This is a genomic window from Sphingomonas sp. ID1715 (genome assembly GCF_013044515.1).
Lineage (GTDB): Bacteria > Pseudomonadota > Alphaproteobacteria > Sphingomonadales > Sphingomonadaceae > Sphingomonas_B.
Map to the genome: position 1 here is coordinate 232,918 of NZ_JABEPR010000002.1, position 21,624 is coordinate 254,541.

General features: G+C 66.3%; 22 protein-coding genes. 5 read left to right on the top strand and 17 right to left on the bottom strand.

Annotated features, from left to right (window positions below):
* Positions 1–78: 78 nt before the first annotated feature.
* The 6 genes from HJG53_RS06020 to HJG53_RS06045 all read right to left on the bottom strand — a co-directional run bounded on the left by HJG53_RS06020 (position 79) and on the right by HJG53_RS06045 (position 7,407).
* Positions 79–669, bottom strand: coding sequence for a GNAT family N-acetyltransferase (locus HJG53_RS06020; protein ID WP_171128589.1), 591 nt, complete (start codon positions 667–669; stop codon positions 79–81).
* Positions 670–945: 276 nt separating this feature from the next.
* On the bottom strand, positions 946–1,599 hold the full coding sequence (locus HJG53_RS06025) for a BON domain-containing protein (RefSeq protein WP_171128591.1): 654 nt from the start codon (positions 1,597–1,599) through the stop codon (positions 946–948).
* 867 nt (positions 1,600–2,466) lie between these two features.
* Positions 2,467–3,228: a crotonase/enoyl-CoA hydratase family protein gene (locus HJG53_RS06030; RefSeq protein WP_171128593.1), complete on the bottom strand. Its 762-nt coding sequence runs from the start codon at positions 3,226–3,228 to the stop codon at positions 2,467–2,469.
* Positions 3,225–4,715: a class I adenylate-forming enzyme family protein gene (locus HJG53_RS06035; protein WP_171128595.1), complete on the bottom strand. Its 1,491-nt coding sequence runs from the start codon at positions 4,713–4,715 to the stop codon at positions 3,225–3,227. The genes HJG53_RS06030 and HJG53_RS06035 overlap by 4 nt, the downstream gene beginning before the upstream one ends.
* A 320-nt stretch (positions 4,716–5,035) precedes the next feature.
* The gene (locus tag HJG53_RS06040) at positions 5,036–7,057 is read right to left on the bottom strand and encodes a TonB-dependent receptor (protein WP_171128597.1); all 2,022 of its coding nucleotides are present in this window, start codon (positions 7,055–7,057) and stop codon (positions 5,036–5,038) included.
* A 179-nt stretch (positions 7,058–7,236) separates the two neighbouring features.
* Positions 7,237–7,407 carry a hypothetical protein gene (locus HJG53_RS06045; RefSeq protein ID WP_171128598.1) on the bottom strand — a complete coding sequence of 57 codons (171 nt, stop codon included), beginning with the start codon at positions 7,405–7,407 and terminating at the stop codon, positions 7,237–7,239.
* 521 nt (positions 7,408–7,928) lie between these two features.
* Here HJG53_RS06045 and HJG53_RS06050 point away from each other — a divergent pair.
* The gene (locus HJG53_RS06050; protein WP_171128599.1) at positions 7,929–8,204 is read left to right on the top strand and encodes a hypothetical protein; all 276 of its coding nucleotides are present in this window, start codon (positions 7,929–7,931) and stop codon (positions 8,202–8,204) included.
* A 96-nt stretch (positions 8,205–8,300) separates the two neighbouring features.
* On the opposite strand, the gene HJG53_RS06055 is transcribed toward HJG53_RS06050, so the two are convergent.
* The 7 genes from HJG53_RS06055 to HJG53_RS06085 form a co-directional block, all read right to left on the bottom strand.
* A complete protein-coding gene (locus tag HJG53_RS06055; RefSeq protein WP_171128600.1) occupies positions 8,301–10,340 on the bottom strand; it encodes a FecR family protein in 2,040 nt (679 codons plus the stop codon).
* A gap of 450 nt (positions 10,341–10,790) precedes the next feature.
* On the bottom strand, positions 10,791–11,165 hold the full coding sequence (locus tag HJG53_RS06060; protein ID WP_171128601.1) for a hypothetical protein: 375 nt from the start codon (positions 11,163–11,165) through the stop codon (positions 10,791–10,793).
* 10 nt (positions 11,166–11,175) lie between these two features.
* Positions 11,176–11,691 carry a DUF302 domain-containing protein gene (locus HJG53_RS06065; protein WP_171128602.1) on the bottom strand — a complete coding sequence of 172 codons (516 nt, stop codon included), beginning with the start codon at positions 11,689–11,691 and terminating at the stop codon, positions 11,176–11,178.
* A gap of 14 nt (positions 11,692–11,705) precedes the next feature.
* Positions 11,706–12,086, bottom strand: coding sequence for a DoxX family protein (locus HJG53_RS06070; protein ID WP_254447623.1), 381 nt, complete (start codon positions 12,084–12,086; stop codon positions 11,706–11,708).
* Positions 12,087–12,183: 97 nt separating this feature from the next.
* Positions 12,184–12,912 (bottom strand): DNA-binding domain-containing protein, encoded by a 729-nt coding sequence (locus HJG53_RS06075; protein WP_171128604.1) that lies wholly within the window; start codon positions 12,910–12,912, stop codon positions 12,184–12,186.
* Positions 12,905–13,714: a DUF692 domain-containing protein gene (locus tag HJG53_RS06080; protein ID WP_171128605.1), complete on the bottom strand. Its 810-nt coding sequence runs from the start codon at positions 13,712–13,714 to the stop codon at positions 12,905–12,907. Before HJG53_RS06080 ends, HJG53_RS06075 begins: the two co-directional genes overlap by 8 nt.
* Before the next feature lie 4 nt (positions 13,715–13,718).
* A complete protein-coding gene (locus tag HJG53_RS06085) occupies positions 13,719–13,997 on the bottom strand; it encodes a DUF2282 domain-containing protein (RefSeq protein WP_171128606.1) in 279 nt (92 codons plus the stop codon).
* Positions 13,998–14,168: 171 nt separating this feature from the next.
* Between HJG53_RS06085 and HJG53_RS06090 the strand changes: the two genes are divergently transcribed.
* Positions 14,169–15,092: a LysR family transcriptional regulator gene (locus HJG53_RS06090; protein WP_171128607.1), complete on the top strand. Its 924-nt coding sequence runs from the start codon at positions 14,169–14,171 to the stop codon at positions 15,090–15,092.
* Here HJG53_RS06090 and HJG53_RS06095 read toward each other — a convergent pair.
* The 3 genes from HJG53_RS06095 to HJG53_RS06105 form a co-directional block, all read right to left on the bottom strand.
* Positions 15,061–15,447, bottom strand: coding sequence for a carboxymuconolactone decarboxylase family protein (locus tag HJG53_RS06095; protein WP_171128608.1), 387 nt, complete (start codon positions 15,445–15,447; stop codon positions 15,061–15,063). The genes HJG53_RS06090 and HJG53_RS06095 overlap by 32 nt on opposite strands.
* Positions 15,444–16,619 carry an MFS transporter gene (locus HJG53_RS06100; protein WP_171128609.1) on the bottom strand — a complete coding sequence of 392 codons (1,176 nt, stop codon included), beginning with the start codon at positions 16,617–16,619 and terminating at the stop codon, positions 15,444–15,446. Before HJG53_RS06100 ends, HJG53_RS06095 begins: the two co-directional genes overlap by 4 nt.
* A gap of 96 nt (positions 16,620–16,715) precedes the next feature.
* Complete coding sequence (locus HJG53_RS06105) at positions 16,716–17,165, bottom strand: cupin domain-containing protein (RefSeq protein WP_171128610.1); 450 nt, start codon at positions 17,163–17,165, stop codon at positions 16,716–16,718.
* Between the two features lie 164 nt (positions 17,166–17,329).
* Here HJG53_RS06105 and HJG53_RS06110 point away from each other — a divergent pair, with 164 nt between their 5' ends.
* From HJG53_RS06110 to HJG53_RS06120, 3 genes are read left to right on the top strand one after another with little or no spacing between them, the layout of a single operon-like run.
* Positions 17,330–18,151 carry a 3-hydroxybutyrate dehydrogenase gene (locus HJG53_RS06110; RefSeq protein WP_171128612.1) on the top strand — a complete coding sequence of 274 codons (822 nt, stop codon included), beginning with the start codon at positions 17,330–17,332 and terminating at the stop codon, positions 18,149–18,151.
* A complete protein-coding gene (locus tag HJG53_RS06115) occupies positions 18,151–19,494 on the top strand; it encodes an NAD(P)/FAD-dependent oxidoreductase (protein ID WP_171128614.1) in 1,344 nt (447 codons plus the stop codon). Before HJG53_RS06110 ends, HJG53_RS06115 begins: the two co-directional genes overlap by 1 nt.
* Positions 19,491–20,630 carry a patatin-like phospholipase family protein gene (locus HJG53_RS06120; protein ID WP_171128616.1) on the top strand — a complete coding sequence of 380 codons (1,140 nt, stop codon included), beginning with the start codon at positions 19,491–19,493 and terminating at the stop codon, positions 20,628–20,630. Before HJG53_RS06115 ends, HJG53_RS06120 begins: the two co-directional genes overlap by 4 nt.
* Positions 20,631–20,664: 34 nt before the next feature.
* Here the strand turns inward: HJG53_RS06120 and HJG53_RS06125 are convergent, their stop codons facing one another.
* On the bottom strand, positions 20,665–21,624 hold the full coding sequence (locus tag HJG53_RS06125; protein ID WP_171128618.1) for an alpha/beta hydrolase: 960 nt from the start codon (positions 21,622–21,624) through the stop codon (positions 20,665–20,667).

The window sequence follows — 21,624 nt, forward strand, 5'->3', positions numbered from 1 at the left end:
GGCGATCAGAATCAAGACGACCGTCAGGATACAAGCTTTCCACCGCCCTGGATCGACGTGGCGCACTGACATCATACTTCAATGCTTTCGATCTGAAGGATGAAGGCGCTTGGTCATGCAAATGAGGCCGGGGCTGGAGCGGTCCGGATCGACCCTGAAACCCTGCTCCCGTTCTAGCTGAAGCGCATCCCCGTGATCGATCGCTTCCAACGCGATCAGTTCACAAAAGCCATGCCGTGACGCCCATCGAGAGACATATTCGAGAAGTGCCCAGCTCAGGCCCAGGTCTTTGTAATCGGGACGCGTGCAGATCGCGATCTCGGCCGTCTCGCTCTTTCGATTGGCAGCTACGATTGCCGAGGCGATAATCGCGGCTCCGTTTTGTTCAAAGGCCAGGAAGTGCTCGGCGTGCACGTGATCATAGCCGAGAAGTTGCTGAAGAAGACCGTCCGGCACCTTCTTGACAGGCGAGAGGAACCGGTACCGCAAGTCCTCCGGGGTAATTCGGCTTAGGAAGAGCCTGAGTGCGGGAAGATCCACCGAGCGAGCCGCGCGGACGTCAAAATGCCGTCCGCTACGCGTCTCCAGCGTGTGTCGTCGTGGGAGGAGTGACTCCCGAAGCGGCGCCTCTTCAGGGAAGGCGACGATAGATTCGGGCGGGGAAGGCATGATTATTCTCCCAACTGTCACGCGGCGGCACGGCTACTGGCCTGTGACTGCCGCACATTCCTGCACGTGCAGCCGGCAATGCGGGTCCGGTAGGCCCGTACGAAGGCGAGGTGGGCACGCATCACCGGGAGGCAGGTGGCTTCGCGCGCCAGCGCCTGGTGCTGGACACATCGACGCTGCAGAAAGTCAATTTCGTCCACGGGAAATCTCCCTGACTAGAAAAAGGGAGCGCACCCGCCCGCTGGATCGGGTACGCCCAGGCGTCGCTGCTTGTCGCTAGGCAGCGATGGCGATGCGATCGATGACTTTCGACACGCCTGGTGAGCCCAAGGCAGCCTGCTCGGCGATTCTGCGCTCAGCCCAGCCAGACACTCGGCCAGACAGAGTGACGGTGCCGCCCTCGGTCGCTACAAAAATTGTATCCGCGTCCCGGTCAGCCTGCCTTCTGATGGCGGATTTCACCCGATCCCGAACCGTCGACGCGACCGGCGTGAGCCGCAGTTCAATCAAGTCGCTGACGCCCATCACACCGCTGATCTGTCCGGCCGCCTTTTTGGCCGCGTCGTGCTGGTAGCCGTAATCGACCACGCCACTCAGCGTGACCCAACCGTTTTCGACCTTGACGTCGATCTTGCCGTTTGGGATCAGAACGTTCCACCCAAATACGTCGACTATGCGCTTGGCAATCTCGGAGTCGCTGGTTTTCGGGTCGCTAGGAAACCGCACCTTGATTTCCTCTGCAATCGCTTGCACGCCCGAGATGCGCCGAGCGTCTTTCTCCGCCGCCATCTTTTCGGCATAGCTTCTGACGAGGCCGTTCAGGGTCACGACGCCGTCCGTCACCGATACGCCGATCTGTGTGTGATCGATCAAGGGATCCGCTTCGAGCTCGGCGATGACGTCCCGCTGAAGCTGAGCATCACTCTTCATCTCGTGCCTCCTCTTGACTGAGTCCCGCTAACTGCGGGAGCAATCGAATGCATCGAAACGGGCAGCATGCGAATCAGGGATAGTCCGTATGCCCGGAGGCGTTCCCGCAAGTCGGGCCAAGGGATAGCATAAGTAACACTCCTGATTTTGCTTCAGGCGTACAGGCGCACACTGCGCATCTGCTGCCGATGACCTCAGCTTTGAGTGGGTAAAGCGCGTAGCCAACAGATCAGGTGGAAGAGCGGAAAGCCCGAAGCTCTGGCTGAAGCGGGAAGCCTGCCGCCTGATCACGCACTTCCTCGAGCATGAGGCAATCGAGCCACTCGAGCAGATACCCATCAAGGATGGCCGCTTGACGGAACAGATCTAGAGGCCGCAGCTAACCCCTACAGGATCGGGCTACTGGCCATGCTGTCAGGCGACTCAATGCTCAGCCGGAACGAGCGCAGCATATCTGGCACTCAGATGCTTTACGCCTACGCCCATGATGTTCCTTGTGACTTTATCAACGCGTCCCTTGCGCTGAGCGGAGAGGCGAGCCAGGTTGCTTGGAGACTCAAGGCGCGCGAACCACAAGTGGAGTTCGAGCACCGAATTCAGCCTCAGCGGCTCGCCTGCCTTGGTCCGGCAGTCTGAAGTTCTAGGGTGCAGCACTACCTCGAACCATCCGTGGGGAATGGTGTGTGGACGAAGCCTAGGGCCATCCGAGTTCGGCCTACATTGTAACAGTTTAGGCGGTCCGGTAACGCGGATTCCGGGTCCGCGAGCCTGTCCAACACTGGGCGTTCGTTCGATCACCCGTCTAACTAGAAGGTCTCGCTGACGGCGGCTATGTGCCCCCGGCACCTCGGCTTACTGGGATGCCAATCACTCGAACCGGCCCGAGCGTCCGGCTCCCTCCGAAAAGCGGCCGGCACCTCTCAAACCCTCTGCCGCCAGAGGTGCTTCTCCGCCGGCAGCCTCGGCTCGCAGCGCTTGCTCGATGCCGCTGTCCCACTGCTGGTAAGCGGACAGGCGATCGGCCCGCATGCACATCTGCGGGAACGTGGAAATGCGGCTCGCAAGATCAAGAGCCTCGGTCAGAGCCTGTCCAGGCTGCACCGCCCTGTTGATCAAGCCCATGGCAAGCGCCTCGTTCGCGGCGACGGCTCTTCCGGTCAGGATCATGTCGAGCGCGCGACTCTGGCCTACGATCCGCGGCAGCCTGACCGTGCCACCGTCGATCAGCGGCACGCCCCACCTGCGACAGAACACGCCGAAAATTGCGGTTTCGGACGCAACCCGGAGATCGCACCACAGCGCCAGCTCCAACCCGCCGGCGACGGCATGACCTTCGACGGCAGCAATGACGGGCTTGGACAGCAGCATGCGGGTCGGGCCCATCGGCCCAGGACCGTCCGGATCGTAGGGCGGTGGTGACGCCGCAACGCTGTGCAGGTCATATCCGGCGCAAAACGTGCCGCCAGCTCCAGTCAGCACTGCCGCGCGCACCTCGTCGTCTGTCTCGAAGGCCTCGAAGGCTGAACGGAGCAGCAGGGCCGTTTCGGCGTCGACGGCATTTCGCCGTTCCGGCCGGTTGATCGTCACCACGGTCACCTCGCCGCGGCGCTCGACCAGCACCTTGCTCATGCCACTCTCCTGTCCATGCCCGCCCAGAAGGGGTCGCGTAGGGCACGTCGCAAAGGCTTGCCGACGGCGCTGATCGGCACGGCATCGATGAAGCGGATTTCCTTCGGCACCTTGTACCGCGCCAGCCGCTCCCGGCAGTGACCACGAAGCGCCTCGACTCCGGCGGCGGCTCCTGCGCGTAGAACCACGAAGGCGAGCACTGCCTCGCCCCACTTCTGGTCAGGCACGCCGATCACCACGGCTTCGCTTACGGCAGGATGCGTGAGGAGCATGTCCTCCACTTCCTTGGGATAGACGTTGTAGCCACCCGTCACGATCATGTCCGACGTCCGATCCACCAGGGTAAGGTAGCCGTCGCTATCCAGCCGACCGATGTCTCGGGTGCGCAGCCACCCGCCATCGGTGATCGTCTCGGCATTGAGCTCCGGCTCGTCATGGTAACCCGCCATCTGGAACGGCGCACGAAGCATGACCTCGCCTGCCTCGCCGGGGGGTGCGTCGATCCGCAGCTCCACGTCGCGGCTGGGTCGTCCACATGAGGCCAGGCGCCCTGGATCGAGATGATCCTCCTTGCCGAGCGCGGCAATCGCAAGGGGTGCCTCCGTCTGGCCGTAGAACTGCACGAACCGCGGACCCAGGCTTGCGAGCGCGCGCTCGATCAGCGGCCTCGGCATCGGAGAGGCGCCATAGATGATCGTATCGACGGAAGCGAACCGCGCCGGGTCGAAGGCCGGATGATCCAGCAGCATGCCCAGCATCGTCGGCACCAGCATGAGCGCGGTCGGTCGCCATCGCTCGACGGCATCGATGTAAGCCGATGGCTCGAAACCCGGCAGGACCGCCGCTGCACCGCCTCTCAGCCAGTAAGGGAGCAGCAGGGTTCCCGAGGCGTGGAACAGCGATGCGGCATGGAGCATCGCGTCATCCGGTCGCGGATCGACGAGATTGGCGAGCACGTTGAGGGCAACGGCACCGTAGCTCGCCTGAGTATGGACCACCGCCTTGAGCTTGCCCGTGGTACCGGAGGTGAAAACTGCCACAACCGGGTCTTCGGGTTCCGGATCGGGAAGAGGACCGTCAACCACCTCCGCTCCGGCTGCGAGCTCCTCGAGCGAAAGCAGGTCGAGATCAGTGCGAAGTTCCTTGAGAGATTTCGCGCGGTCGCGTTGGTCCGCCGAATAGACAAGGCGCCTCACACCGGCGCGGCCGAGCATCTGCTCGTGCTCAGCCAACGACAGACGAGCATTCAGAGGAACGCGCACCAGCCTTGCCTTGGCACCGGCGAAGTCCAACGGCAGGCTCAGCAGGCCATTGCTGGCGAGAATGCCGATCATCTCGCCCGGCCGCAGATTCTCCTGCAGCCGCAAAGCCATCCCCGTTGAAAGCGCGTCGGCCTCGGTGAAGGTCATCTCTGCCTGCTCGAACCGGACCGCCACTCGGCTTCCGTGACGCTCGGCGCCCGTGCGGATCAGATCAGTCAGAAGCATCGGGTGAGCCTAACGCGACAATGAAGGTGCCGAAAGCCTCAGCAACTCCGCGACGCAGCGCGGCCGGGTCAGCGCACGCCTGTCATCACGAACTTCTGCATTCTCTGACCGGTTGCGAACTGGGCTCTGCTGTTGCGGCGATCACAAACACAAAATGGCCATCGCAGGGCGGCACGACGCATTGGACGATATTGCCGAAAGCCTTTGCGTCGGGAGTGGAAAGCAGTCCCTTCACAGGTCGGTGCGTGCCGATTGGCCGTCCGCACCATAGGCGCCGAAGACCTTCAGGTGGTTACCGAAGCGCGCCAGCCACTGTCAGATCAACCACTGAAGCGCACGCCCAGCCACAATGTGCGAGGCGCGGCGCGCTCGATCACTCCGTCTCCCGAAATGGCGGCCTCGACCCGCGTATCGGTCAGATTTTCCGCCCGGCCCTCAATGGAAACACCTCTTCCGACCGCGACGCGGACATTGGCATCCAGGGTCAGCGCCTCGTCGAGCGAACGACTATTCTGGTCGTCCTCGAACTGGCTGGAGACGTAGCGCAGGGTCGCCGAGGCTCGAAGCTGCTCCGCTGCCCAGCCCAAGGTCGCGCTTGCCGTATGGCGAGGCGTTTGCGCCGGCCGCAATCGGTCGAGCGCCGCCGCTGCCTCCGATGCGCCCACAACCGCGTCGGTGTACGCATAGGAGAGCTGCGCGCGCCAAGCACCCAAATTGGCCGATCCGTCCAACTCGACGCCGCGGCTGCGGATTTCGTCCAGATTCTGCCGCGTCCGGTAGAAGCCGGCTGCCGATACGAAGCCGACCCCGGGAAAGGTGCCGGGCCCCCGCGCGACGGTGACGTTGGCGATCGCCTCCTTCAGCCGGTTCTCGAAAATCGTGACGGCCAGGCGCACCCCGTCGGCCGGGCGATAATCCAAGCCGAGTTCGCCGCCGTTCAACCGTTCCGGCTTCAGCGCCGCGTTTGCCGCGGTGGCGTCGGCGCCGACACGGAAGGGACGGTAAAGCTCGTTCAACGTAGGCAGCCGCCATCCGGCATAAACGGCGCCCCGTAACGTCAGCCGCTCGCTCGGCGACCAGGCCACGCCGGCGCGCCCGGTGGGCTCCCATCCTTCACGATCGGCGAAGCGCTGATCGGTCAGGAGCGCCCCGCTCCCGAGTGTCCGCTCGGTAAGAAATCCGTCACTCAAGGTCCACCGGTCGATCCGCGCTCCGGCGCTGAGGGTTAGGGGGCCATCGACCCAGGACAGATCTGCGAATCCACCGATGGTCGTGCTGGTGCCCCCCGCCCGGCGCTGCCGGGTCGGGCTGCCGGCAACATAGGTGAACAGCTCCTGGGTTCGCCCATTGGTCCGACGCCAGTCGCCGCCTAGCCGCAGGTCGATGTTCGATCCCAGCGGCGGGGCCACTTCGACGCGGGCGCCCAAGCCCCTTGCGGGAGTGTTATATTGATCGAGCGTTTGCGATGCAGCGGCCCGCCCCGCGCTCACCGAAGCAAATTCACTCTGGAAACTGCGGGTCTGCAGATATGCCAGTGCCGACACCCTCCATGTGCCGTGGCTGACGAAGCGCAGACTGGCATCGGCGCCGTCACTGCCGTTGCGCGTGAATGCCGTTCCCCGCTCACGGCGATCGGTGAAGACAAGGAGATTGGCCTGCAGCTCGGCCGCACCGCCGGTCGGAACGACGCCGCGAACGGCAAGGCTTGCCTGCTCATAGCGTGCGGGCCGATCGGCCGCGCCGCGTTGACCGGCGACAATGGGGATGAAGCCGTCGCCGCGAGCGTAATCTGCAGAAACCATCGCGAGACCTCTGCCCAATGGTGCGCTCGCCAACAGATCGGCATCCACCGACTGGCGACTGCCATAAGAGATTTGCGCGGCCATCGGGGCAAGCTGATCCGCCGTTCCACTCGCCAACTCGATTGTGCCGGCCAGCGCTCCCGGGCCGGCAACGCCGCTGCCGCCGCCCCTGGTCACACGGACTTGCCCGAGGCGCTCCGGCGAAAAGGCCGGAAAGGCGACCCAGCCGCCGAACGGGTCCGATTGCGGGACACCGTCGAGGATCACCAGGGCGCGGCTGGCCGCATTGCCGCCCAGGCCGCGCAGAGTGACGCCCTGGCTGGTGGGATTGGCCGAGCGAGCGTCGGACCGGCGGAATTGCTGAAGGCCGGCGACATCCCGCAGCACATCCTCGAGGCGCCCACTGGCACTGCCGGTCAGCCGATGCCGGTCGATCGTCACGATGTCGTAGGCGGCATCGCCGGGCGCCGCATCCAGACCGCGCCCCGTCACTACGATCGTCGGTTCGGCAGCTTGCAGAAGGACGGGCAGAAGGAACAAAAGAAACTCCGATCAAGGGCATTGAGCCGTGGGGAGGCCGAAACGGTTCGATCGTTGAAGACGATGAACCGCATCTGGGCCAGGGTATGCGCGGGCGCCAGTGCCAATTGTTAGCTGATCACATAGTCTCGTGAGCTGGTCCGGCGACGACCTTCGCTGACAGGCCGGATCGGACTGGCCTAGAAGTCGTTCCAGCTCTGCGTCGTCGCCGCCAGGCTTACGCTCCTGCCTACCTTGGCGAACTCCGCCACGACGGCCCGCTGTGCCTTGGCCTCGTCGAGCACGGCTCCGAGATCATTCTCAAAAGGCGTACGCGCTTCGCGCACCTGAAAGCTGATGAATACGCTCAACGCGTCGGCTCTCGCTTCCAGGCACCGCCCGGTCGACAACCCAGGCAGGTTTCGGTGCGACCGCGATGTCGGGCGCAGCCGGCGCGGCCGACATCGTCACAAGCCCCGGAGCTTGCGCGAGGGCTACCACCGGCAACGATGCGGCGATGAACCAGATGCCGATATCACAAGAACGTGATCGCTGCACCTTACGCACGCTTATAACTGCCCCCAATCCCCTGCTACGCCACGACTATGGTCGCGGCTGGCGAGTGGCAAGCGCGATCAAGACCATTGGCGCCGTCGCCCATTCCAGGAAGTCACGGTACTTCTCGCCCGTGAAGCGCCCCAGTTTGGGATCCCGGAGCATCGGGCGGAAATGATAGACGCTCGGCGCCTTGTGCGAGGGTCCGCGCCACCTAATTGGGCGGCAGCCGCCAAAGGCGGCGCATAAGAGCGAATAGCAGTTCGCCGATCGAGAGCGATGCCGATGGGTCTTGCAGGCGGGGCACGATGCCTTGCCGATGGCGAAGGATTGTTCGATGACCCGCTTTTCGATTGCTCTTCTGCTCGCTGCAGTTGCGGCCCCGCTCGGCACCCCTGCCCTGGCTCAGATTCAGGCCAGCGCCATTGCGCGCAACGCCTCGCTCTGGGATGCCAATGGCAAGCGCGTCGGCAAGATCAGCCGCGTGCACGAAGACGGAAGCATCAGCCTGGTAGTCGGCGAGAAGCTCGTCCGCGTGCCGGCAGCAACCCTCACCAATGCCAATGGCAAGGTGTCGACGAGCCTGACCTATAAGGACCTCAAGCGCAGCTGACGGCCGGTTCGGCTTCGACGCTGCCCGGCGGTGATGACCCGCGCCCTCGCTCGGCAGGGAAGACGGCGTCCGGGCCGGTGTGCCAGCCCGTAACGCTCAGCGCTTGGCCGGCCCGCCGAGCCCCAGCTTGTTGATCAGGCCCTGGCCGGTGTCGGCCGCCTGTCTTGCGGCGTCCTCGGCGGCCTTCTGAGCCGCCGCCAGTGCGTCCGCAGCTGCTTGAGCGGCGGCCTTGGCGGCCTCTTCCTGGGCCTTGGCCGCGGCGGCAGCGGCGTCGGCAGCAGCCTTTTCGGCCTCGCGAGCAAGCCGCTCCGCCTCCTTGCTCGCGGTTTCCTGCGCGGCTCTCGCCGCTTCCTCGGCGGCCAGCGCGGCAGCCTTCGCCGCGGCTTCGGCCTGGCTCGCCTGAGCGAGCCGCGCCGCTTCCTGCAGGGCCTTGTCCTGTTCGGCCTTTAGCGCCTGTTCGGCCGCCTTCGCTGCTTCTTCGGCGGCCTTGGCCGCTTCCTTGGCTGCCTGATCGGCGAGCTTTGCCGCGTCTGCTTCGGCCTTCCGGGCCGCTTCGGCAGCGACCTTCTCGGCTTCCTTGGCGACATCGGCTGCGGCTTTAGCCGCTGCTTTTTCGGCTTCGCGCGTCGCCTTGTCCTGGGCTGCGGCGGTCGCCTGCTCGGCCGCCTTGCGGGCGTCTTCCAGCGCCTTGGCCGCTTCGCGCGCCGCCTTGTCGGCCGCTGCCTGAGCCGCTGCATCGGCGCCGTCCCGCATTGCCTCTTCGGCCGCTCGTGCTGCCTCGGCCGCAGCTTGTGCCGCCGCCTGTTCGGCCGCGGCCTTCGATGCTTCCCGTTGAGCGTGCGCAGCTTCGGCGGCAGCGGCGGCGGCGGCGGCGGCCTCGGCCGCTGAAGCCTTGTTCGCGGCCGCCTGCGCAGCGGCCTGAGCAGCTTCGCGCGCGCTCTTATTGTCGGCGGCGCGTTTCGCTTCCTCGGCGGCCTTGGCGGCAGCCTCGGCTTCGGACTGCGCCTGAGCCGCCTGCGCGCTCTTCGCGGCACGTTCCGCCTCGGCCGCCCGTGCCTGCTCGGCTGCAGCCTCGGCGTCGCGCGCCGCTCGCTCTGCAGCAGCCGCAGCTACCGCCTTGGCCGCGTCGCGCTGGGCCTGTTCGGCAGCAGCCTTGGCGGCCTGTTCGCTGACCGCCTGCGCCGCGACACTCGCCTGCTCGGCGGCCCGTTCCGCCTTGGCACTCGCCGAGCTCGCGGCTTCGACCATGCCGGATTGCTGACCGGCGTTGGTCGTTGCCTGCTCCAGCGTCTTACTGGTCGCCATCAGCACCGTCGCGACCTGCACTGCCTGTACGGTCGCCTTGCTCGCTTCCGCCGCAGCCTGGGTCGCATCGGCCGCCGCGGCGAGTTCCGATGGCACCCCGCCGATCGAGCCGCTGACCAGTCCACCGGTCGTGTCGGCGAGCGATACAGGCGCCTCATAGACGGCCTGGGAGATCGCCGCCGCCGGTGCGGTCTCGGCCGCAGCCGTCGTCACCGCCGGCTGAGCTGCGGGCGCGGCCTCGGTGGGCGCGGCATTCGGGCTCTCGATCACGCGCCGGGTCTGGCCGTCATCCACCTGCATGCGCCGCAGATCGCCGGCCCCGACCAGCGCGACCGAACCGGGCCGCACCAGATCGCGCGCGCCGCCATCCAGCGTCGCCACGTCGACAGCGCCTTCGAGCACCTGCACCGATGCACCCTGCGGCCCGACGCCGACCGAGAAGGTGGTGCCCTTCACCACCGCGGCGAGATAAGGCGTCTTCACCTCGAAATGCGGGGTGATCTTCTTCTTGATCATGAAGACGACGTTGCCGAAATCCTCGAACACGCGGGTGATGCCGGGGGCCGCCTCTTCGGCGGGAAGGCGCAGCTGCGAGGCCGGCGCGACCATCATATATTCGGTGCCGCGCACCAGCACGGCACGACCGCCGCGACCGGTGGTGACGATCCCCCCGGCCTTCACCGTGAGGCCGCGGGTCGCGACCTTAACCAGGCCGTTCTGCGAAATCTGCACGGGTCCCGACGACTCGCTCACCGTCCATTCGGGCGTGCCCGCCGCCATCGCGGCCGTTGAGCAGGTTAGGGCCAGAGCGGCCATCATCGACTTGCGCATACCATCCCCTTCGGCAGCAGCCGGGTTCTCCAATCTCGAACGGTGCGCCCTGGCTGGTTACCGTAGTACTGCCGCACGTCCTTAAATTCGGCTTAGGGATGATCGCGACGTTAAGTATTTCACAGGCTTAGCGCTTTAAGTGCGGCGCCTGAGAGGCCGCCGATGAACCAGTCCATCCTGTCGCTTGCCGCTGTCGTCGCCGGCTTCCTGGCCCCGGAGGCCGCAGGCGCGCAAGTGATTCTGGACCGCGCCGATCCGACCATCACCGAGCGGGCCCTGCCCTCGTTGACCCTACCGGAACGTGCATCGCCCCCCGCCGCTACCCTTGCCGCTCCGGTGCAGACTGCCGCCTCGACGCAGCGCGTCACTCAATGCCGACCGGTTCGACACCGGCGACAAGCGACCGCGCCTCTCCCTTCGCCTTTCCCGCGTGTTCTGACGCGCGGCGCGTCAGCGGACGGCATTGCCCGGCGCAATCGTGGCACTCACTTCGATCAGCCCGTCCTTACGGCGCCAGGTGATGGTGTTGCCCTGCCGAAGGAATTGGACGCAACCGCTCGTCGCCGGATCTCCGGAATCGACACAGAACAGGTTGTCATAGTCGCGGAAGTGCCAGCGCAACGCCGCGCGCCCGCCGACGAAGCTTCCGTCCGGTGCGACATAGCGGGCGCGGCGGGTGCCGCTCTCGTTCCAGACCAGGCTGTTGCCGACCACGTCGCGGCGGATTTCGGCCACCGTCATCTGGCGGCCATAATCCGTGTCCTCGTAAAGCGGCTCGGCGTCGGCAGCCTGGGCGGCTGCGGCGGCCAGCATCAAAGCAAACATGGGCGCCGGCCTATTTGGACGTGCTGTGCGCGATCGACGCCGCCACTTCGCTCGCCATCTTGAGCTGCGCGTCCTTGCCACTGATGCCATAACGATGCTGGACGAAGCTGAAATCGGTCCAGGCCAGCGACACGCTGCCGTCCGCCGCTTCGGTGACCAGCATGCGCACGGGCCAGTCGAGCCCGGCGAGCGGATTGGCCTGCAGGAACTGAACGCCGAGCGGCGGATTGCCGAACAGGATCAAGGTCGAGCGGCCGATCGGCAGGCCGGCGCCCGCGCCGAGCTCCGACTGATCGATCTCATCGAAAAAGCGGATGCCCTTTGCCGCAATATCAGCCTTCAGCCGGGCGATCGTCTCGTCAAAGCCATAGTCGCTCTTCTGGACGAGCACGCCCTGGGCGCCGGTCGCCGGCGCAGGCGTTGCCGCATGGACGGGCTGGGCCGCGGCCAGCCCGAATGCGACTAATGCGCTAAGCGCTATCCCCACCAAGATGCGGCCCCGAGCCGAAGCGGGAAGTGAAGTCATTTTCGATACTCCTGTCAGGCGATGCGGAACAGGCGGTCGAGCGCGAAGCGGCCGCCGCCTAGGGCGATGAGGGGAAGGAGGAGCCCGGCCCAGCTCAGATGCGTCGGCCAAGCGTCGGGATAGACGAAGATCTCGATAACCAGCGTCATGCCGAGCAGGCCGATGGCGGCGCCGCGCGTGAACAGGCCAAGCACGAGCAGGATCGGAAAGATATGCTCGGCGTAGGTGCCCATATAGGCGGCCGTCTCGGGCGGCAGCAGCGGCAAGGCATACTCGGTCCGGAAAAGTTCGAAGGTGCTGTCTGTCAGCGTCAGCACGCCTTCGACCTTGGTCCTGCCGGACAGGAAGAACACGGCGGCGATGCCGAGCCGCTGGACGAGCAGCAGCAGCGACATGGGCAGCAGGCGTTCGGCCTGCCGGGCGGGGCCGGCAAGCAGCGGCTCGGGTGAGGCCGGTCGGGTCGGGGCAAGCGTGGCCATCAATCATCCTTTCCTATGCACAGGGTGCGGCAAGCGCGCCGCTTTCGAGCGTGCGGGCGAACAGGGCGGCGAAATCTTCGTCCGGGTAGAGGCTGGTGGCAGCGACCGCCGCTTCACTGACCGTCTCGCCCAGGCGCAGCCCGAACAGGAAGCGGTGCTCGGCCCTGCCGATCAGGCGGGCGGTAACCTCGTGACCAGGGCGGGTGATCGCTATGCCTTCGGCCTGCCAATCCGGCGCAAAGTCGTCCGGCGGTCGGTCGCCGCGGTGAGCGAGCCAGATCGACGGTGCCGGCGTGGTGAACCAGCCGATGCGCAGCGCTGGATGGGTCTTTAGCCGCAGCGTAGCCCAATCAGCGGGCGCCAACTCCGCCAGGCTGGCCGGTTCGAGCGGCGCGGCATCGGCGGCCAGCAGCGCTTCGAGATGGAAGCGGTCGATCGTCGCCACGTCGGGCAGGTAGGGGATATCCGCGACCCAAGGCTGGTCGCACAGGAAGTCGGCAAAGCCAGCGCCGTAACGGCTGACGATCGGCGAAGCGGGCGGCTCATGGGCGATGAAGTCGGCTGCGAACCCTTCGAACGCTTCCGCACCGATCAGGCGGCAAACCGTCGGGAACAGGTCGCCGAGCGCCTCGATCGTCGCGAACATCCAGTTGTTGCGGTGCACGACAAAGCCGTTCCGTTGGGTGCAGGGCTGTGACAGGCGCGCGGCGAAATCGGCCTGGAAGGCGGCGAGCTCAGGCATGGACCGGCTCCAGGGCGCGTGCGCGCTCCACGAGCAGTTCGCCGAATGGCGGAAGGTTGCCGTCCCGCTCGATCAGCGTCGGACGAGCGCCGAAGCGGCGCACGGCCGCGTCGAACAGCGACCAGACTGCTTCGGCAACGGGACAATCATGGCTGTCGATGAGCAGGCCGGCCGCGTCGTCGGCGCTGTGCCCGGCGAGGTGATATTCACCGATCGCGTGACCCGGCAGGCCAGCGAGATAGCCGGTTGGATCGAAGCCGATATTGTGACCGCTGACGACGATGTTGTTGAGGTCCACAACCAGTCCGCAGCCGGTCCGCGCGGCAAGTTCGCCCAGAAACTCGGGCTCGCTCCACTCATGGCCTTCGAGCTCCATGTAGAGCGAGGGGTTCTCGATCAGGATCGGCCGGCGAAGCCTGTTCTGCACGATGTCGATGTTGCGCGCGATCAGCCGCAGCGCCTCGTTGCTGCGCGGGAACGGCAGCAGGTCGGGGAAGCAACGCTCGCCGAGGCGGCACCAGGCCAGATGCTCCGAGACCAGGAACGGGTCGCAGCGGTCGACGAGGCGCGCGAGCTTGTTCAGATGGACGGGGTCAGGCGCTTCGGTCGACGCCAGCGAGAGACCGACGCCGTGAACGGAAATGGGCCGCTCGGCGTGGAGCGTATCGAGCATGGCGAGGCGCGGCCCTCCATCGACCATATAGTTTTCGGCATGGATCTCGAACCACAGCCCCGCCGCCGGACACGCGATCGCCTCGGCGAAATGCTGGGGCTTGAAGGCCAGTCCGGCGGTCGGGGACATCGGTTCAGGCCCTTTTCGGCGTCAGCGAGCCATTGCCCTTGGGCGTCTTGATCGCGGTGCAGGTGCCCTTCGCGACATATTTCCAGGCATTGCCCTGATAGTCGGTGCGGCTGGTGCCCGCGCAGCTGGTGCCCGGCCCGGCGGCGCAGTCATTCTTGTGGGCCTTCGAAATGCCGTAGCATTTATCCATGGTCGGCTGCGGCTTGACGGGGCCGGCGAGCGCGGCGCCGGCGCTCAGCGCCGACAGCACGGCCGCGGCGGACGCGATGGTCACGGTCTTCATGTCTGGGATCTCCTGAAACGCGGTCCCGAACGGCCGGGACCCCGACAGTTTCAGCGAAATCGACGCGCTCGTCCGCTAAAGTTCATGCATCGTGTCCATGCAAAAGCTGCACAGCCCAACGCTGGCGGAAATCGGCACGGCGGTGTAATGATGGACCGGGGAGACCGGCCCATGGAAATGCAACAGGTCCGCTATTTCGTGGCGCTGGCGGAGACGCTGAACTTCACGCGTGCGGCCGAACGATGCAATGTCAGCCAGCCGGCGCTGACTCGCGCGATCCAGCAGCTCGAGGCCGAACTGGGCGGCGCGCTGTTCCACCGGGAACGCGGCAACACGCATTTGTCGGAACTCGGGCGGATGATGCTGCCCTATCTGGCGCAGGTGATGGAACAGGCCCGCGCCGCCAAGGAAAGCGCGAAGGCCCTCGCCAAGCTCGACCGGGCCACCCTCACCATCGGCGCGATGTGCACCATCTCCGCCAACCTGATCGCAGGGCTCATTGCCCGGTTCAACGCTCAGCATCCCGACGTCGAGGTGCACATTCATGACGGCGGCGCGCCGCAGATGATCGAGGCGCTCGGCAAGGGCGAGCTGGAAATCGGCGTGATCGGCGTTCCCGAAGAAATGCCGGAGCAGTTCCATTGCGTTCCGATCTTCGAGGAGCGGTTCGTCGTCCTGCTCCCGCCCAATCACCGCCTGGTCGCGCATGATCCGGTGCGCGTCGCGGAGCTGGACGGCGAGCCCTATGTCAGCCGATCGAATTGCGAAGTGTTCGAATATGTGTCGAGGGACTTTGCGGCGCGGGGTGTGACCACGCGCAAGGTGTTCAGTTCCACCCGCGACGACTGGGTCCAGTCGATGATCAAGGCCGGTCTGGGCTTCGGCTTCTTTCCCGAAAGCTGTGTGACCGATCCGGAACTGATCGTTCGCGACCTGGTCGACCCGGTATATTCCCGCACCATCTACCTGGCCACGGTGCGGGGCCGGCCCCATTCGCCCGCAGTCGGCGCGTTCGTTCGGGAGGCGCGGCGGCATCAATGGCCATCGGCGGGCAAGCGCTGCCCTACTCCGCAGCTACGGGATCAGGCGGCATAGCCAGCAGGTCGTGGCAGGAGGCGAGCGCGTTCAGCGCTGCCGGAAATCCTGCATAGATGCTCACCTGCATGAGGATTTCGACCAGTTCCTCACGCGTGCAGCCCGAATGGAGTGCGGCGGCGACATGGATCCGCAGCTGGGGTTGGGCGCCGACCGCGGCCAGCGCTGAGACCGCCGCGATCTCGCGCGTGCGCAGGTCCGCGCCATCACGAGCATAGAGGTCACCGAACGGATATTCGATCGTCATCCGAGCGAAATCCGGCGCGATCTCCGCAACGGTGTTGGTCACTTTCTCGACCACATTGCCGTGCAGTTGCTGCAGGATCTCGACGCCCCGCAGATAACGCTCGTTCATCGACGCACTCCAAATCCTAGAAGAGTTGCAAGGGCGAGCGCCGCACCGACGCTCTCCAAGGCGGCCGTCCAGCCGAACCGGTCGAACACCTGTCCGACCACCGCCGCGCCGGCGAGGCCACCGCAATAATAGAAGCTGAGATAGAGGCCGCTGGCCGCAGCCCGATCACGCTCCGCCGTCCGGCCGACCTGCCCGGTGGCAACAGCCTGGGCGAAGAAGGTGCCGATCCCGACCAGCGCGAGGCCCGCAAGCAGGGCGGGCAGCCAGGTCGCCAGCAACAGGGGCAGCCCAGCGATCGCCAACAGCAGGGAGAGCGCAAGGGCCGGGCCAAGGCCGACCCGGGTCGCGGCTGCTCCCGCCAGGGGCGTCGTCACCATCGACGGCGCGAACACCAGGAAGACCAGGCCAAGCGCGGTCATCGACAGCGACAGGGGCGGCCGGGCCAGCACGAAACCGACATAGGAGAAGGTGCCGATGAAGCCGAACAGGATCAGAAATCCAATCAGGTAGAGCCTGAGCAAGCGCGGGTTGCGAAGATGCTCGGCCCAGCCCGACCAGAAGCGTCGACCTGCCCCCTCGTCCATCCGCATCGGCGCGCCGCGCGACAGCGCCCGCGCGACGAGCGCGGCTCCGCCCAGGTTCAGCGCGGCGAAGAAAAGGAAGCTGATCGCCGGGCCGAGCAGCCCGGCCACCGTTGCAGCCGTCAGCCGCCCGATCAGGTTGCTGGCCACGCCGCCGGTCACATAGGCTGCCAGCGCCGTTGTTGCGCCGGTCGCGCTGCACCGCTCCGACAGGTAGGTGAGCGTCAGGGTGAACGCCGTCGCCATGCACAGTCCCTGCACTACCCGCAGCACCGCGAAGACCGTCAGGTTCGGCGCGAAGGCGAGCAGCGCCGTCGGCACCGCAAGGAGCACCAAGCTGATCCAGACGCCCTGGCGCCGGTCGACATGCCGGCCGAGCACGCCGGCCACCAGGCCCGCGATTGCCATGCCCAATGTACTCGCATTGGCGGCAAGACCGATCGCCGCGGGCGTCACTTGATAGAGGCGAGCGAGGCTCGGCAGGATCGCCTGGGTCGCGAACAGGTCGACGAGCGTCAGAAAGCCGATCAGCCCGACCGTTGCGGGGCTGAGCATGCGGGCCGGGGGCGCGGCAAGAGCTGCGGTCGCCATGGTGGATGTGCCTCGCGCAAGGGGCGGCGCCCGGCCGGGGGACGAGACCGGGCGCCGCGGGCCGCCGGCTCAGGGGCTGCCGGCGGTGGGAACAGCTTACATGCCGTGGTGGACGTCGGCCGAGTAAAGCACCGCCGGCACCTTGCCGTCGTTCACCCAATAATGGCTGATGCCTTCCGCCTCGCGGGTCAGGTCGCCGGCCGCGTGCACGATCGGCTGGGTGCAGGTGCTGCGATATTCCTTGATCGAGCCGGAGACCGTCAGGATCAACGCGGGGCGATCGCCATGGCTGTGCAGCGGCACGATGCCGCCGGGCTGAACGACCAGCTTGCGCATGCGCAGCTGGCGGTCGGCGACCTGAATTTCCGGGCCGAGGTCGATGGAGCCGAGCACATCGTCGGTGACGGCCTTGGGCGCAGTCGGCGCGCCGGCAAGCGCATTCGCGCCCTCGGCAGTGCATTGCCCAGCGAATGCGGGCGAGGCGCCGGCAAAGGCAGAGGCGGCAAGAAGAGCGCCGAACAGCCGGCGCGCGCTTTGAGTGACCATGATCGTGTCTCCGTCGGTTGGAATATGACGGCTCCTGAGTAGGTGCATGATGGGGCCGCACGCCAATCCCGGCTCTGCATCGTGTCGATAAGCGATCGGCATTTCTGTCCCGCGCGCGCTTGCGGCACCTCTTTCGGCAGTGATCCCTTGCGGAAGGTATGCCGATGAACGTCCATGCGCAGTTTCTGGGCCAGAGCGAGCGGGTGCTCGCCGGCAAGGTGGCGATCGTCACCGGATCCACCAGCGGCATCGGCCTGGGGATCGCGCGTAAGCTCGCCGAAGCCGGTGCCGACGTGGTGCTGAACGGCCTGGGCGACGCCAACCAGATCGAGCGGACGTGCACCGAGCTTGCCGAGCATAGCGGCACGCGGATCAGTTATAATGGTGCCAACCTGATGGTGTCGGCCGACGCCCGCGCTCTCGTCGAGCAGACGATCGCTGCATTCGGACGCGTCGACATCCTGGTCAACAATGCCGGGATCCAGCACGTTTCGCCCGTCGAGAGCTTTCCCGAAGACAAGTGGGACGCGATCCTCGCGCTCAACCTCTCCGCCGCCTTTCACGCCATCAAGGCGGCCTATGGCCCGATGAAGGCGGCCGGCTGGGGGCGGATCGTCAATATCGCCTCGGCCCACGGCCTCGTCGCTTCGCCCTTCAAGAGCGCCTATGTCGCGGCCAAGCACGGGATCGTCGGGCTGACCAAGACGATCGCACTGGAGGGTGCCGAACACGGCATCACCTGCAACGCGATCTGCCCCGGCTATGTCTGGACGCCGCTCGTCGAAAATCAGATCGACGACACCGCCCGGGCGCGGAATATCAGCCGCGAACAGGTGATCCGCGACGTGCTGCTCGCGGCCCAGCCGAACAAGCGCTTCGCCGACGTGGACGAGCTTGGTGCGCTGACGGTCTTCCTGTGCTCGCCGGCTGGCCAGGGCATGACCGGGACGGCGCTGCCGGTCGACGGCGGCTGGACGGCGCACTGATGCTGCAGCGCATCCTCCGATCCGTTCGTGTCGAGCGAAGTCGAGACACGCGCTTCTCGACTTCGCTCGAAGCGAACGGGGAAAGAAAGCGGGTCGTGATCATCGGCGCCGGCTTCGGCGGCCTGTCCGCAGCCAAGGCGCTCGGGCGGGCGGATCTCGAGGTGACGCTGGTCGATCAGCGCAATCACCACCTGTTCCAGCCTTTGCTCTATCAGGTCGCGACGGCCGGGCTGTCGCCCGCCGATATCGCCGCGCCGATCCGGCACATCCTGCGCGACCAGAAGAACACGCGGGTGTTGCTGGACCGGGTGACCGGCGTGAATGCAGCCGCCCGGCTGGTGCTGACCGCATCGGGCGCATCGCTCTCCTATGACTGGCTGATCATCGCCACGGGTGCGCGCCACAGCTATTTCGGCCGCGACGACTGGGCCGAGCACGCGCCGGGGATCAAGTCGATCGACGACGCGACCGCAGTGCGCCGCAAGGTGCTGCTGGCGCTCGAGCGTGCCGAGACGGAAACGGATGAAGCGCGTCGCAAGGCGCTGCTGACTTTCGTGGTGATCGGCGGCGGGCCGACCGGCGTCGAGATGGCCGGGGCCATCGCGGAGCTTGCCCGCAAGTCCGTGTCCCGCGACTTCCGCACCATCACGCCGCATTGCTCGCGCGTGATCCTGATCGAGGGCGGGTCGCGGCTGTTGGCCAGCTTCCCCGAGACGCTTTCGGCTCGCGCCCGGCACGGCCTGGAGCAGCTCGGCGTCGAGGTGAAGCTGAGCGGCCGCGTCACGGCCATCACCCCCACGAGCGTGCAGGTCGGTGAGGACATCATCCCCGCCCACACCGCCATCTGGGCCGCGGGCGTGCAGGCCTCGCCGGCTTCTACCTGGCTGCGCTGCGCCTGCGACCGTGCGGGCAAGGTGCTGGTCAACGAAACGCTGCGGCCGCCGGGCCATGACAATATTTTCGTCATCGGCGACACCGCCGCCTGCCCGAACGGCAAAGGCGGCTTCGTGCCCGGCATTGCACCGGTCGCCAAGCAGCAAGGGCGCCATGTCGCCCGTGCCATCCTGATGGGCCGGGCCGAGCCGTTCCGCTATCGCAGCTTCGGCAATCTCGCGACGGTCGGCCGGCGCCATGCCGTGATCGACTTCGGCCGAATCCGAATCCACGGCTTCCTTGCCTGGCTGCTCTGGTCGGTGGCGCACATCTGGTTCCTGATCGGGTTCAGGAGCCGGATCATCGTCGGCCTGAACTGGGCCTGGAACTACCTGACCTTCGGACGCAGCGCGCGCCTCATCACCGGCTACGTCGCGCCCGATTTCATCGAAGAGAGGATGACCGCATGAATGGCGTCGACAAGGAACTGGCTGCCCTCGGGCAGCGCGTCTTGGTGCTGCAGGGCGGCGGCGCGCTCGGCGCCTATCAGGTGGGCGTCTACCAGGCGCTGCACGAAGCCGGCGTGGAGCCGGACTGGGTGATCGGCACCTCGATCGGCGCGATCAATGCCGCGCTGATCGCCGGCAGCCCACGGACAGAGCGAATGGACCGGCTGAAGGATTTCTGGCGCCGGGTCGAGCATGGCCGCTTTCTCGGCTCACCGCTCCCCGCCTGGTTCGGCACGGCGATGCGCAACATGCTGGCGGTGACGACCGGCGTCCCTGCCTTCTTCCGCCCGAACCCGGCGGCCTTCTTCAGCGCGCATTCGCCGCTGGGGCCCGAAGCGGCAGGTTATTACTCGACGGAGCCGCTGGCGGACACGCTGCGCGAGCTGGTCGACTTCGACCAGGTCAATGGCGGCGACGTGCGCCTGACGGTTGGCGCCTCCAACGTGGCGACCAGTGAAATGCGCTATTTCGACAGCCGCGACATGGCGCTGGACCTCCGCCACGTCATGGCGTCCGGCGCGCTGCCGCCCGCCTTTCCGGCGGTGCGGATCGACGGGCAGCTCTATTGGGACGGCGGCATTCTCTCCAACACGCCGGTCGAGGTAGTGTTCGACGACAATCCGCGCCGCAACTCCGTCGTGTTCGCCGTCCACATCTGGAACCCGCATGGGCCTGAGCCGAACACGATCTGGGAAGTGATGAACCGACAGAAGGACGTGCAATATTCCAGCCGCGCGGCCGCGCACATCAAACGCCAGCGGCAGATCCACAAGATGCGCCACATCATCTCGGAGCTGACCAAGATGCTTCCGGAGGGCACACGCGGCGACAACCGGGTCGCGGAGATGGCGAGCTATGGCTGCCTGACGCGGATGCACGTCATCCGCCTGCTCGCCCCCGCGCTCCCCTATGAAGACCATGCCAAGGACGTGGACTTCAGCCCCGAAGGCATCAGCCAGCGCTGGCAGGCGGGCTACCGGCACACGATGGAGACGCTGGAGCGCGGACCCTGGCGCGACCCCGTCGACCCGCTCGAAGGCTTCATCCTGCACGAAGCCTGCGGCGGCGAGATGGTCGAGACAGCCGCGGCTGCGTGACCGGTCGTCCGCTAACTTAGGGTCGGCCCTAACTTCACGCCGCTTGTGTTCCTTGCCGTCCTAACAGCCGGCGCAGCGCCTTACTGCGGTTGGTCCGGGCTCCTTCGCTCACCTGTGCATCGGGCCACGCGTCGAACGCATGAAAGGCGCCCGGATAGAGGTGAAATTCGGTCGGCACGCCGTCACGGATCAGGCGGCGGGCATAGTCGATATTCTCGTCGACGAAGAGATCGAGCGCGCCCGTCATCATGAAGGTGGGTGGCAGGCCGGACAGGTCGACGGCGCGTGCGGGTGCCGCATAGGGAGAGACACCCTCCCCTCTCGGCGCGTGCCCCAACAGGCATGTCCAGCCGAACGCATTGTTGCGCGGCGTCCACAGGAACTCGCCGGCGAACGGGTGCGGGTCGGCCGTGCAGGTGCGATCGTCGAGCATCGGGTAGGTCAGCACCTGAAAGGCGAGCCGATGTTCGCCGCGATCCCGCACCAGCAGCGCGAGCGCCGCGGCAAGTCCGCCGCCGGCGCTTTCGCCCATCACCCCGATGCGGTCTCGATCGACATTGAGCATGTCGGCCTGCTTGAAGACCCAGACGAGCCCGGCATGGCAGTCCTCGATATTGCCGGGGAAGCAGGTTTCTGGTGCCAGCCGGTAATCGACCGAGACGATGACGCAGCCAAGCTGCTCGGCCAGCGGCCGATGCATGAACTCGAGGCTTCCCGCCGAGCCGCTGACATAGCCGCCGCCGTGGATATGATAGATGCAGCCGAACGGACCGGCGCCTGCCGGCGTGTAGATGACGAGGCCAATGTCCGGGGCACCCGGCGGACCGCGCATGGCCACGTCGCGCCGAGTGACTGCATTCGGCACGACTGAAGGCAAGGGCAGCGCCGTCTCGCGCGAGCGGAACGCCGGCAGCGTCTCCTGACTGAGCGCGACCTGCGGCAACCGGTCCAGCATCGGCAACAGTTCGGGATCCACCAAATGGCGGCTGGACAT

Coding starts and splice junctions, on each gene's coding strand:
- HJG53_RS06020 (WP_171128589.1), bottom strand. CDS start 669: ATGCCTTCCCCGCCCGAATCTATCGTCGCCTTCCCTGAAGAGGCGCCG.
- HJG53_RS06025 (WP_171128591.1), bottom strand. CDS start 1,599: ATGAAGAGTGATGCTCAGCTTCAGCGGGACGTCATCGCCGAGCTCGAA.
- HJG53_RS06030 (WP_171128593.1), bottom strand. CDS start 3,228: ATGAGCAAGGTGCTGGTCGAGCGCCGCGGCGAGGTGACCGTGGTGACG.
- HJG53_RS06035 (WP_171128595.1), bottom strand. CDS start 4,715: ATGCTTCTGACTGATCTGATCCGCACGGGCGCCGAGCGTCACGGAAGC.
- HJG53_RS06050 (WP_171128599.1), top strand. CDS start 7,929: ATGACCCGCTTTTCGATTGCTCTTCTGCTCGCTGCAGTTGCGGCCCCG.
- HJG53_RS06055 (WP_171128600.1), bottom strand. CDS start 10,340: ATGCGCAAGTCGATGATGGCCGCTCTGGCCCTAACCTGCTCAACGGCC.
- HJG53_RS06060 (WP_171128601.1), bottom strand. CDS start 11,165: ATGTTTGCTTTGATGCTGGCCGCCGCAGCCGCCCAGGCTGCCGACGCC.
- HJG53_RS06065 (WP_171128602.1), bottom strand. CDS start 11,691: ATGACTTCACTTCCCGCTTCGGCTCGGGGCCGCATCTTGGTGGGGATA.
- HJG53_RS06070 (WP_254447623.1), bottom strand. CDS start 12,086: ATGTCGCTGCTGCTGCTCGTCCAGCGGCTCGGCATCGCCGCCGTGTTC.
- HJG53_RS06075 (WP_171128604.1), bottom strand. CDS start 12,912: ATGCCTGAGCTCGCCGCCTTCCAGGCCGATTTCGCCGCGCGCCTGTCA.
- HJG53_RS06080 (WP_171128605.1), bottom strand. CDS start 13,714: ATGTCCCCGACCGCCGGACTGGCCTTCAAGCCCCAGCATTTCGCCGAG.
- HJG53_RS06085 (WP_171128606.1), bottom strand. CDS start 13,997: ATGAAGACCGTGACCATCGCGTCCGCCGCGGCCGTGCTGTCGGCGCTG.
- HJG53_RS06090 (WP_171128607.1), top strand. CDS start 14,169: ATGGAAATGCAACAGGTCCGCTATTTCGTGGCGCTGGCGGAGACGCTG.
- HJG53_RS06095 (WP_171128608.1), bottom strand. CDS start 15,447: ATGAACGAGCGTTATCTGCGGGGCGTCGAGATCCTGCAGCAACTGCAC.
- HJG53_RS06100 (WP_171128609.1), bottom strand. CDS start 16,619: ATGGCGACCGCAGCTCTTGCCGCGCCCCCGGCCCGCATGCTCAGCCCC.
- HJG53_RS06105 (WP_171128610.1), bottom strand. CDS start 17,165: ATGGTCACTCAAAGCGCGCGCCGGCTGTTCGGCGCTCTTCTTGCCGCC.
- HJG53_RS06110 (WP_171128612.1), top strand. CDS start 17,330: ATGAACGTCCATGCGCAGTTTCTGGGCCAGAGCGAGCGGGTGCTCGCC.
- HJG53_RS06115 (WP_171128614.1), top strand. CDS start 18,151: ATGCTGCAGCGCATCCTCCGATCCGTTCGTGTCGAGCGAAGTCGAGAC.
- HJG53_RS06120 (WP_171128616.1), top strand. CDS start 19,491: ATGAATGGCGTCGACAAGGAACTGGCTGCCCTCGGGCAGCGCGTCTTG.
- HJG53_RS06125 (WP_171128618.1), bottom strand. CDS start 21,624: ATGTCCAGCCGCCATTTGGTGGATCCCGAACTGTTGCCGATGCTGGAC.